The sequence below is a fragment of the Streptococcus sp. 2022WUSS037 genome (assembly GCF_044427225.1).
GTDB lineage: Bacteria > Bacillota > Bacilli > Lactobacillales > Streptococcaceae > Streptococcus.
Window position 1 is genome coordinate 66,890 of sequence record NZ_JAOTGJ010000004.1, and the last position, 11,753, is coordinate 78,642.

The following is an 11,753-nucleotide window of genomic DNA, read 5'->3' on the forward strand; positions in this document are numbered from 1 at the left end:
TGAGGTGATGATTATGTCTAAAAAAATTATCGGTATTGACTTGGGTGGTACATCTGTTAAGTTGGCAATTCTGACGACTGAGGGAGAAATTCAAGAAAAATGGTCCATCAAGACAAATATTTTAGATGATGGAAGTCACATTGTTCCAGATATTATTGACAGTATTCAACATCGCTTTGAAACTCATGGTTTGACAAAGGATGATTTCTTGGGTGTTGGTATGGGTTCGCCTGGTGTGGTTGATAGCGAAGCTGGTACTGTTATCGGTGCCTATAACCTCAATTGGAAAACCTTGCAATTGGTTAAAGAGCAGTTTGAATCTGCCCTCGGTCTGCCATTTTTCATCGACAATGATGCCAACGTTGCAGCCCTTGGTGAGCAATGGGTTGGTGCAGGAAACAACAATCCAAACGTTGTCTTTATGACGCTTGGTACAGGTGTCGGTGGCGGTGTCATCGCTGCTGGAAACTTGATTCGTGGTGTCAAAGGTGCTGGTGGTGAATTGGGTCATATCACAGTTGACTTTGATGCACCATTCGCATGTACCTGTGGTAAGAAAGGTTGTCTAGAAACAGTTGCTTCTGCGACAGGTATTGTCAACCTCAGCCGTCGTTATGCGGACCAATACGCTGGCGATGCAAAACTGAAACAAATGATTGATGATGGGCAAGATGTAACGGCTAAAGATGTCTTTGATTTGGCAAAAGAAGGCGATGATTTAGCTTTGATTGTCTACCGTCACTTCTCAGAATACCTAGGTGTTGCTTGTGCAAACATTGCTGCAGTCCTCAATCCTGCCTACATCGTTCTGGGTGGCGGTGTATCAGCAGCAGGAGAGTTCTTATTGGATGGCGTTCGCAAGGTCTTTGCTGAAAATAGCTTCCCACAAATCAAGGAAAGTACACAAATTGTTTTGGCAACACGCGGTAATGATGCAGGTGTCTTAGGTGCTGCATCACTCGTTTTGAAATAATATCTAAAGCAGAGGGAACTCTGCTTTTTTTAATCCGCTGTCACAATTTCTTTATATACATATATTGAAAAAGGTGGTGAAAAAGCGTACAATGAAAGTGTAAAGAGAAAGGAGTGTTGGTCCATGAAACAAGTAAATATGTCAAAAGTAACGAATTATCTGACTATACTTGGTCTGTTGATTTTGCTATCTGCTTTTTTCCTTGATAACTGGATTCGTGACTGGTTTTTCCCGTCTAGCTGGGGAAACGTAGCAACCATGTTGATTCTCCCTCTACTGGGGGCTCTAATTCTTATACTATCTATCTACTATAAAAAATTGTGGACTGGTTTGATTAGTATCTTCTTAATGATCTCATTTCCTCTGATATTCGGTATTGGCTACTTTATATTTGGTCCCTAGAAGGAGCGATTATGAACCTGACTTTACTAAAAAGATTAAATCTAGTTTTGTATGGTATCGCAATTTTTCTCATCGTCTTGCTATTTTTACCAATAGGCCAATGGTTTGATATTGTAAATGTGAATTTTAAACTAACATTTTTCATCATTCCCTTTTTCGGTCTCGCTAGCTTACCAACGGCTATTTATACGAAGAATGTTCGTCAGATATTGTTGAGTGTTCTCTTGGTAGCCTTGTATTTTATCATGTTCAGTCTAGTAACTGCCCTTTCTGGTCTATTTCAGCTCAACCTCTACCCCTTGCTCTATAAATGAGAACTCCAGTTGAAAACTGGAGTTTTTTGCTAGAATTTGCTATACTGAAATCATGACAAAAGCAGATATTATTTTTAAAGAAAACATTCGTAAGATTATGGAAGAGGGCGTTTTTTCAGAAAATGCTCGCCCACGTTACAAGGATGGAAATGTAGCTAATTCCAAGTACGTTACAGGTGCCTTTGCAGAGTATGACTTGGCCAAGGGCGAGTTTCCTATTACAACACTTAGACCTATTCCAATTAAGTCGGCCATCAAGGAAATTCTCTGGATTTACCAAGACCAGACCAATGATTTGTCGGTTTTACAGGAAAAATACGGTGTCCAGTATTGGAATGATTGGGAAGTTGAGGGAACTGACACAATCGGTGAACGTTACGGTGCTATTGTGAAAAAACATGACATCATTTCAAAAATCCTCAAGCAATTGGAGGAAAATCCATGGAATCGCCGCAATGTGATTTCTTTGTGGGATTATGAAGCGTTTGACCAATCTGCAGGTCTCTTGCCATGTGCCTTTCAGACTATGTTTGACGTTCGACGAGTGGATGGGGAGATTTACCTGGATGCAACTCTAACTCAGCGGTCAAATGATATGCTAGTAGCCCATCATATCAACGCTATGCAGTATGTAGCCCTTCAGATGATGATTGCTAAACATTTTGGCTGGAAGGTTGGGAAGTTTTTCTATTTCATCAACAATCTTCACATCTATGACAATCAGTTTGAACAAGCTGAAGAATTGCTCCGTCGTACACCATCTGAAGTAGAGCCTCGTTTGGTCTTGAACGTCCCAGACGGAACAAACTTTTTTGATATTAAAACAGAAGATTTTGAGTTGGTGGACTATGAGCCGGTTAAGCCGCAGTTAAAATTCGATCTAGCAATTTAACTGGATTAGCAGTGAAGAACTTCGTTCTTTTACCTCGCTTCTTTATTTTTAGGCTCGGGCTGAAACAGTTCCCCGACCTGTTTCACTTCCAACCTTCAACAGTCTATACTTAGACTTTCGAAGCCAGTTAAACCGCAACTCAAATTTGACTTGGCGATTTAAGATGAGGGGGCTTTCCAGCACCAGTGAGATTCACATTCTACGAATCTCGGAATCTTCCCTATCTCTGAGGAGTCGATGATAGTTTCAATATTATAAAAATTTGCACTAGACCTACTTGGTAAGTGCATTTTTCATGTTTTTTTGATAGAATGATAGGACGGAAAGTGAGAGAAAATGACTAAAAAGATTGTTGCTATTTGGGCTCAAGATGAAAATGGATTGATTGGGAAAGGTGATAAACTGCCTTGGTCATTGCCTGCTGATTTTGCTCATTTCAAGGAAACGACAACAGGTCACACGATGGTGATGGGACGTATAACCTTTGACGGCATGGGTAAACGTGCTCTTCCCAATCGTCACACCATCGTTTTGACAACGGATAAAACCTATCAACTAGAGAGTGAACGTGTTACCATTTTACACAGTGTGGAGGATGTCCTAGATTGGTATCACAAACAGGAACAGACACTATTTGTGCTTGGTGGGGGACAAATTTTTACTGCCTTTGCACCTTACATTGAAACATTAATAGTGACAGATATTCACGGTCAATTTAATGGCGATGTGTATTTTCCGAAAGCATTTCCTATGGAGAAATTTCAGCTACAAAGCGCCAATTTACGTCCAAAAGACGAGAAAAACCCGTATGATTTTACAATAAAAACCTATGAAAGAAGAGAAAATTAGGCATGGAGAGAGGTTTATTTGGTTTATTTACAGCATTTCTCTGTGGGATTTGTGTTCTTTGTGCGATTCAAGCCTTTCGGAAGAAACGTTTTGGTTTAGCAATTTTATTTTTACTGAATGCTTTTACCAATCTGGTCAATAGTATTCATGCCATTTATGGATTTTTATTTAGATAAGAGATATGAAAGAGGAAACACATGGCTGTTAAGCATACCCATGAGCTAATCTATTGCTCATTTTGTGGAAAAAATCAAGAAGAAGTTAAAAAAATTATTGCAGGAAACAATGTTTTCATTTGTAATGAGTGTGTAGAGTTAGCTCAAGAAATCATTCGTGAAGAATTAGCAGAAGAAGTGTTGACAGACTTGGCTGACACACCTAAGCCACAGGAATTGCTCGATATTTTAAACAATTATGTCATTGGACAAGATCGTGCTAAACGTGCATTGGCTGTCGCTGTCTACAACCATTACAAACGTATCAATTTCCAAGATAGCCGTGATGAGAACGATGTTGATTTGCAAAAATCAAATATCCTGATGATTGGCCCGACTGGTTCAGGAAAAACCTTCCTAGCTCAGACCTTGGCTAAAAGTTTGAATGTCCCGTTTGCTATTGCTGATGCGACTGCTCTTACTGAGGCGGGTTATGTTGGTGAAGACGTAGAAAATATCCTTCTCAAACTTTTGCAGGCTGCAGACTTTAACATCGACCGTGCAGAAAGAGGAATTATCTATGTGGATGAAATTGATAAGATTGCCAAAAAAGGTGAAAACGTGTCCATTACCCGAGATGTGTCGGGTGAAGGTGTCCAACAGGCTCTCTTGAAAATTATCGAGGGAACGGTTGCAAGTGTCCCTCCACAAGGCGGACGCAAACATCCAAACCAAGAGATGATTCATGTTGATACCAAAAATATCTTGTTCATTGTAGGTGGTGCCTTTGATGGTATTGAAGAAATCGTTAAACAACGTCTTGGTGAAAAAATCATCGGTTTCGGTCAAAACAATCGTGCCATTGATGAAAAAGAATCATACATGCAACATATCATTGCAGACGATATTCAAAAATTCGGTATCATTCCAGAGTTGATTGGTCGCTTGCCTGTATTTGCAGCTTTGGACCAATTGACAACAGAGGATTTGGTACGTATTTTGACGGAACCGAAGAATGCTCTTGTAAAACAATACCAGACACTCTTGTCTTATGATGACGTGGAGCTTGACTTTGATGAGGACGCCTTGTTAGCAATTGCAGAAAAAGCAATTGAACGTAAGACTGGCGCTCGTGGACTTCGTTCCATCATTGAAGAAACGATGTTGGATGTTATGTTTGAGGTACCAAGTCAAGATAACGTTAAACGTGTTCGTGTAACAAAAGCAGCAGTAGACGGTAAGGAAAAGCCTTTACTAGAAACTGCTTAAAAATAAAGGGTAGAAACTGATTGATTTCTACCCTTATTTATGAAAGGTATAAAATGCAAATCAACACACATAATGCTGAGATTTTGCTCAGTGCTGTTTCAAAAGCCCAGTATCCTGGCGATGACATTCCAGAAATTGCCCTTGCCGGGCGATCTAACGTTGGAAAGTCCTCATTTATCAATACTCTTCTAGGAAGAAAAAATCTTGCACGTACGTCAGGAAAACCAGGAAAGACTCAACAACTCAATTTTTATAATATAGATGATAAAATTCGATTCGTAGATGTTCCAGGTTATGGCTATGCTAAAGTATCCAAAACTGAGCGTGCTAAGTGGGGCAAAATGATCGAAGAGTATTTGACGACACGAGAAAATCTACGTGTTGTGGTGAGTTTAGTAGACATGCGTCATGAGCCATCAGCAGATGATGTTCAAATGTATGATTTCTTGAAATATTATGAAATTCCTGTTATTATTGTGGCAACGAAGGCTGATAAAATACCACGAGGAAAGTGGAATAAGCACGAATCGATGATTAAAAAGAAATTGGATTTTGATAAAAATGATCAATTCGTTATCTTTTCTTCTGAGACTCGTCATGGATATGATCAGGCATGGGATGCTATCTTAAGTAACATCTAATAAACAGTTCGGGAGAAAAATCATGGAACGTACTTTCTTCATCATCAAACCAGATGCTCTTAAGCGTGGACTTGCAGGACAAATTCTTTCACGTATCGAACGCAGGGGATTTCAAATCCGAGATTTAAAAATGGTTACAGCAACAGAGGAGCTAATCAGTCAACATTATGATCATTTGACAGATAAACCTTTCTTCCCGCAATTAGTACAATATATGACGAGCGGGCCGATGATAGCTGGCATTATAGAAGGGCCAGAAGTTATCAAATCTTGGCGAGATATGATGGGAGCTACCAATCCAGTAAACGCCCTACCTGGGACTATTCGTGGAGATTTTGCGATAGCGCCTGTTGAGGGAATTGTGGCAAATGTCGTTCATGGTTCAGATAGTGCAGAAGCAGCCGAACGCGAGATCGGTCTTTGGCTGGGAAAATAGCAGAGCAGTTCAACCACAGCAATCCTACTCAAAGTTTGTGTCAACATCTCAGCGCAGTGGTTGATTGGCAGATTTGTTCGTGTTTCACACTCCAAATCTGTCCATTACGACTGTTGCGAACAACGTTCGCTTTATCTCCAACCTCAAACTGTCTCCCAGACAGTTTGAGCTGTGCGGGGGTGGGAAGACGAACTCTTCTATGAATGCAGGAGTTCTTTCCCACTCCCGTTTTTCTTATGGCAAGTTCTTGGTATTTCTGATATAATAAAGAGTAATACCCTTGTAGAGGAAGAAACATGAATTTAGAAGATTTGAAAAAACGACAGGAGAAAATTCGTAATTTCTCCATTATTGCCCACATCGACCATGGTAAATCAACCTTGGCTGACCGTATTCTTGAGAAGACAGAAACAGTTTCCAGCCGTGAAATGCAGGCCCAGTTGCTTGATAGTATGGATTTGGAGCGTGAGCGTGGTATCACTATTAAACTGAATGCTATCGAACTCAACTATACAGCTAAAGATGGAGAGACTTATATTTTCCACTTGATTGACACACCAGGACACGTGGACTTTACCTATGAAGTATCACGTTCTCTTGCGGCCTGTGAGGGTGCGATTCTGGTGGTGGATGCTGCTCAAGGGATTGAAGCACAGACCTTGGCTAACGTTTATCTAGCCTTGGACAATGATTTGGAAATCTTGCCAATCATTAACAAGATTGACCTGCCAGCAGCAGACCCAGAGCGTGTTCGTCAAGAAATCGAAGATGTGATTGGTTTGGATGCTTCAGAAGCAGTGCCAACATCAGCTAAGGCAGGTATTGGTATCGAGGAAATCTTGGAGCAGATTGTCGAGAAGGTTCCAGCACCGACTGGTGATGTCGAAGCACCATTGCAAGCATTGATTTTTGACTCTGTCTATGACCCTTATCGTGGGGTTATCCTCCAAGTTCGTATCGTCAATGGTGTCGTGAAGCCAGGTGATACCATCCAGATGATGAGCAACGACAAGACTTTTGATGTAACAGAAGTCGGAATTTTCACACCAAAAGCCATTGGTCGTGATTTCCTAGCAGTTGGAGATGTTGGCTATATCGCTGCTTCTATCAAAACTGTGGCTGATACTCGTGTCGGTGATACAGTAACCTTGGCGGAAAATCCTGCCAGCGAGCCACTAGCAGGCTACAAACAGATGAACCCAATGGTCTTTGCAGGTATCTATCCAATTGATTCCAACAAGTACAATGACCTCCGTGAAGCCTTGGAAAAGCTCCAGCTCAACGATGCCAGCTTGCAGTTCGAACCTGAAACATCGCAGGCCCTCGGCTTTGGTTTCCGTTGTGGTTTCTTGGGCCTCTTGCACATGGATGTTATTCAAGAACGGATTGAGCGGGAGTTTAACATTGACCTCATCATGACAGCACCGTCGGTAGTCTACCATGTCAACATGACAGACGGTGAAATGATTGATGTAGCCAACCCATCTGAGTTCCCAGACCCAACAAAGATTGCAACTATCGAAGAACCTTACGTTAAAGCGCAAATTATGGTACCGCAGGAATACGTCGGTGCAGTCATGGAATTGGCTCAGCGGAAACGTGGTGACTTTGTGACTATGGATTATATTGATGATAACCGTGTCAATGTTATCTACCAAATTCCACTTGCGGAGATTGTCTTTGACTTCTTTGACAAGCTTAAGTCATCCACTCGTGGTTATGCCAGCTTCGACTATGAGATTTCTGAATACCGTTCATCCAAGTTGGTGAAAATGGATATTCTCCTCAATGGGGATAAGGTCGATGCTCTCAGCTTTATCGTCCACAAGGAATTTGCCTATGAACGTGGGAAAATTATCGTGGACAAACTCAAGAAAATCATCCCTCGTCAACAGTTTGAAGTGCCAATCCAAGCTGCTATCGGTCAGAAAATCGTTGCCCGTAGCGACATCAAGGCCCTTCGCAAAAACGTTTTGGCCAAGTGTTATGGTGGTGACGTTTCCCGTAAACGTAAACTCCTAGAAAAACAAAAAGCCGGTAAGAAACGGATGAAAGCCATCGGCTCTGTCGAAGTTCCACAAGAAGCCTTCCTCAGCGTTCTCAGTATGGATGAAGACGATAAGAAATAAACTTGATACAAAGAAACACTCCTGCATTTTGTTGCAAGAGTGTTTTCTCTTATTTACGTTTCATTTCACCTTGTGGGTAGTAAGTCCCTTCAGGCATGTCGTTGATAAAGACATGAATGGCTTCTTTTGGTGCGTTGGTATTGCGAGATACAACCTCTGTTACTTCACGCGCAAGGGCAATCTTTTGTTCCTCCGTCCGTCCTTCAAACAAATCAATACGTACAAATGGCATATCGTTTCTCCTTTATTTTTCGTTTATTGTACCATAGTTTTTATGATTCTCCAAGGATATTTTCATAATGTATTGCAAAATATATTTATATTTTGTTATAATAATATCGCAATCAACAATAAGGAGAATGATTTATGTTTAAGAAAAAAGCAACTCAGATAGTTAGCGAAACGTCAATAAAAAAATCTAGAAAGTTTCTTAATCGGAAAACAGCAGGAATAACTGGTGGTGTCCTACTTACAACATTTATCGGTTCACAACTAATGACTGCTGAGCTTCCGAAAAAAGATGACCTTTATGGACAACAGTATGTAACAGTCGTAAGACATCTTCAGGAAGCAGGTTTTAAAAATATTCAGGGGGTGGAAATTACTGATTTAGAATTTGGAAAAATAGGTGAAAGCGATCTTGTCGAACTCGTCTCTGTAGACGGAGAAGCTTGGAAGGAAGGACGGGCTTTAAAAAATATCCCAATTACAATCTCCTACCATGTTCCCAAAAAAGATGCCGTTGAATTCAACCTACCAGCTTCTAAAAATTTAGCAGATGTCGAGAAAGAGCTGAAAGATTCAGGTTTTAAACAAGTCGAACTAACTCCTGTTCTGCTAGTAGAAGAAGGCAATGCGGATAAAAAAGAGAAGATTGATCGCCTTCAAATCGGAAATCACACCTATCAATCCAATCATTTTTACTCCACTAGTCTCCCTGTTACATTAACCTATTTTGACGTTAGCAAAGATAACATCAAACTACCAGAAAATCTAGCAGAGGCTAAAACAAAACCAGATCTCGAAAAACAGCTAACAACAGCAGGATTTACAGACATCAAGTGGACTGCTGTTGCGGACAAGGATAAAGCAAAGCACGAAAAAATTCAAAAAATTAGTCTAGGTGGCGCAGAGCTTCAATTGCCCACCAAACAGGAGATTATCAGCAAAAAATCAACCCCCATTATAATTACCTACTACGATTTCTCTAGCTTCGCTGAACTGCCATCATCCATTTCAACGAAAACAGCTGCAGATACTAAAAAATTGTTTACTGACGGTGGTTTTTCTCAAGTATCTGAAGTAGCAACAGAAACCAATGAAATTGCTAAAAATGGACAAATCATTGCGGTCGAGATTGATGGAAAATCTTTTAACGAGATGAACGATAAGGTCATCAAAAAAGATAGCAAAGTCATTATCAAATATTGGAATGCTGAAAAAGCTATTGCTGAGAAAGCACGTAAAGAGGAAGAAGAACGTCTCGCCGCCGAAGCGCAAAAAATTGCAGAAGCAGAAGCACAAAGCCAAGTTCAGCAATTTGCTGCTACACCATCTCAAAACACATATTATCCAAATTGTAAGGCAGTTAGACAAGCAGGAGCTGCACCAATCTATCGTGGTGAACCAGGTTACGGTAGTCATTTAGATCGTGATGGAGATGGGATTGGTTGCGAATAGGAAAAATGTTGACAACGTTTACATTATATGCTATGCTACACTTATAAAGGAGGGATTGCTCATGGCCTATAAATACCGTATGATTTTATCGTTCCTAGTCTCTGGATTATCTTTATATCTAGTGGCAACTGTTTTTGCCAAGAGTATATGGGAAGGACCTTTATTGATTACCTTTTCCTTCCTCAGTTTAATCTATGGTTGTGTTATGCTCTACAAGTGGAAACCAAAAGCTGCTAAAATTATTTTTGAGTGTGTCGGAAATTTCTTATCATTCCCCTGGTCCTAATAACAAACAAGCTCAAATCGGGCTTGAATCATTCCCGTAGTTGGTTATGCCCTACCCATCATAGCTTTTCAAACTTTCAAAAAGAAAAATCGCCACGGTAAGTAGCGATTTTTCCCTTTTGTGAGCCCCAATGAAACGTCAAAGCGTTATAATAGTTTTAAAGCAAAATCTCTATTAACGAGGTCTCACTATGAAAATTATAACACAGCTTAACCTTTTTGAGGAACAGGAACTGGGTGATTTGGAAAAAATTTTGATGGTACTAGATGGTCTTCCAGAAACAGATCTCTTTGACAAGTTAGAATCCAAACGAAAACATGGCCGTAAAGATTACAGCATCCAGTCCTACTTCATTGCCTATATTGCTAAAATAGTTCTTCAACTGGAAACGGATCAACAGTTGCTTCGTCAGTTAAACATGAACAGTCAACTACGTCAAATCTGTGGTTTTGAAACCCACGGGGTTAACTTAAAAAACGGGACGATAAAGCTGGTCCATGCCCCCTCAAAATCTGCTTACTCCCGTTTCATCCAAGACTTGGAAGAGGTTTGTCCTGATATTGAAGAATGGGTTTCATCTGGCATATCTGAACTATATGACCTTCTTCCAAATTTCGGTGTTAACTTGGCCTTAGATGGCAAATTCATTTATAGCTATGCCAGTCCTTATGGTAAACAGAAGAAAAAGAAGGATAAGCGTGCTGATTTAGATGCCGATATTGGAATCAAACAACGTCCTCTTAAAAACGGGACAGTGACTAAAGAAAAACATTACGGCTATCGTTGTCATCTCATGGTTGATACGACTTATGAATTACCTGTGGCTTGGAGAGTGACACCAGCCTCAGAAGGGGAACCTACCGTTGCGAAAAGGTTGATTCGAAATATGCGTCAAACGACCATGGAGAGAGCGGAATATCTGATGGCGGACCGTGGTTATAGTGGAATTCCTCTTCAGAATCTCATAGAGGAAGCCACGATGATTCCTATCATTGATCATCCTCGTAAGTGGAAAGAAGATGAAACCAGGCAATACCTTGATACGGATGTGATTTACAATCAATCTGGAGAAGTCTTCTGGGTGGATGACAAGGGTAAAGCGATCCAGCTTATCTATAAGGGATACGATAAGTCTTGTGACAGTTTGCGGTATGGCTTTCATCCTCATTATCAGGACAACCGTATCTTCCGTTTAAAACGATGTGTTGAACCGATTATCTTTAACCAAGTAGCGCGAGATAGTAAGAAATTCAAGAGACTATACAAGAAGCGAACCGCTGTGGAGCGGGTGAATGGACGCTTAGACAGAGACTTTAGGTTTGAGACCCATACTATTCGAGGGTTAAAGAAGATGAGTTTAGCTGTTGCCATGAGCTTTTTAGTCATGATCGGCTTTGCTTTAAGGAAAGCCAAGTCTGGGACAAGGATTCAGCTTGCGAGCTGGGTAGTTTAATTGGTTCAAAAAAATCACCACACAAACAAGGGGTTATTGCGCCCTTTTTTTGCATTTTATTGGAAAAAAGGGCACCAGCGAATAGTGTAGACCAATTGTGAGATAAGGAAAGTCGTCACTATCCTCTTTTGGACGGTAACAAATTGGATAAAATACGAACTACGGGAATGATTCGGCTTGAATCATTCCCGTAGTTGGTTATGCCCTACCCATCATAGCTTTTCAAACTTTCAAAAAGAAAAATCGCCACGGTAAGTAGCGATTTTTCCCCTTT

The 11,753-nt window shown here is 40.6% G+C and carries 13 protein-coding genes; 12 read left to right on the forward strand and 1 reads right to left on the reverse strand.

Annotated elements, in window-relative coordinates; translation table 11 throughout:
• Positions 1–13 precede the first annotated feature (13 nt).
• From ODU55_RS03150 to lepA, 10 genes are all read left to right on the forward strand, one after another.
• On the forward strand, positions 14–973 hold the full coding sequence (locus tag ODU55_RS03150) for an ROK family glucokinase (RefSeq protein WP_398581842.1): 960 nt from the start codon (positions 14–16) through the stop codon (positions 971–973).
• 123 nt (positions 974–1,096) lie between these two features.
• Entirely contained in the window at positions 1,097–1,375 is a 279-nt protein-coding gene (locus ODU55_RS03155; protein ID WP_398581843.1) for a hypothetical protein, read from the forward strand.
• 11 nt (positions 1,376–1,386) lie between these two features.
• A complete protein-coding gene (locus tag ODU55_RS03160) occupies positions 1,387–1,689 on the forward strand; it encodes a hypothetical protein (RefSeq protein ID WP_398581844.1) in 303 nt (100 codons plus the stop codon).
• A gap of 52 nt (positions 1,690–1,741) precedes the next feature.
• Positions 1,742–2,581, forward strand: coding sequence for a thymidylate synthase (locus ODU55_RS03165; RefSeq protein WP_398581845.1), 840 nt, complete (start codon positions 1,742–1,744; stop codon positions 2,579–2,581).
• A gap of 336 nt (positions 2,582–2,917) precedes the next feature.
• Entirely contained in the window at positions 2,918–3,430 is a 513-nt protein-coding gene (locus ODU55_RS03170; protein WP_029188987.1) for a dihydrofolate reductase, read from the forward strand.
• Between the two features lie 2 nt (positions 3,431–3,432).
• Positions 3,433–3,606: a hypothetical protein gene (locus tag ODU55_RS03175; RefSeq protein ID WP_099777958.1), complete on the forward strand. Its 174-nt coding sequence runs from the start codon at positions 3,433–3,435 to the stop codon at positions 3,604–3,606.
• A gap of 21 nt (positions 3,607–3,627) precedes the next feature.
• Positions 3,628–4,854, forward strand: a complete 1,227-nt coding sequence (gene clpX, locus ODU55_RS03180; protein ID WP_398581846.1) for an ATP-dependent Clp protease ATP-binding subunit ClpX — start codon at positions 3,628–3,630, stop codon at positions 4,852–4,854.
• 53 nt (positions 4,855–4,907) lie between these two features.
• A complete protein-coding gene (yihA, locus tag ODU55_RS03185; RefSeq protein WP_014637952.1) occupies positions 4,908–5,495 on the forward strand; it encodes a ribosome biogenesis GTP-binding protein YihA/YsxC in 588 nt (195 codons plus the stop codon).
• A 22-nt stretch (positions 5,496–5,517) separates the two neighbouring features.
• Positions 5,518–5,931, forward strand: coding sequence for a nucleoside-diphosphate kinase (gene ndk / locus ODU55_RS03190; protein ID WP_398581847.1), 414 nt, complete (start codon positions 5,518–5,520; stop codon positions 5,929–5,931).
• A gap of 296 nt (positions 5,932–6,227) precedes the next feature.
• Positions 6,228–8,060, forward strand: a complete 1,833-nt coding sequence (lepA, locus tag ODU55_RS03195) for a translation elongation factor 4 (protein ID WP_398581848.1) — start codon at positions 6,228–6,230, stop codon at positions 8,058–8,060.
• A 49-nt stretch (positions 8,061–8,109) separates the two neighbouring features.
• On the opposite strand, the gene ODU55_RS03200 is transcribed toward lepA, so the two are convergent.
• On the reverse strand, positions 8,110–8,292 hold the full coding sequence (locus ODU55_RS03200) for a 4-oxalocrotonate tautomerase (RefSeq protein ID WP_002934978.1): 183 nt from the start codon (positions 8,290–8,292) through the stop codon (positions 8,110–8,112).
• A gap of 134 nt (positions 8,293–8,426) precedes the next feature.
• On the opposite strand from ODU55_RS03200, the gene ODU55_RS03205 reads away from it, so the two are divergent.
• Positions 8,427–9,740, forward strand: coding sequence for an excalibur calcium-binding domain-containing protein (locus ODU55_RS03205; RefSeq protein WP_398581849.1), 1,314 nt, complete (start codon positions 8,427–8,429; stop codon positions 9,738–9,740).
• A gap of 476 nt (positions 9,741–10,216) precedes the next feature.
• Positions 10,217–11,479 carry a transposase gene (locus tag ODU55_RS03210; protein WP_398581850.1) on the forward strand — a complete coding sequence of 421 codons (1,263 nt, stop codon included), beginning with the start codon at positions 10,217–10,219 and terminating at the stop codon, positions 11,477–11,479.
• Positions 11,480–11,753 lie beyond the last annotated feature (274 nt).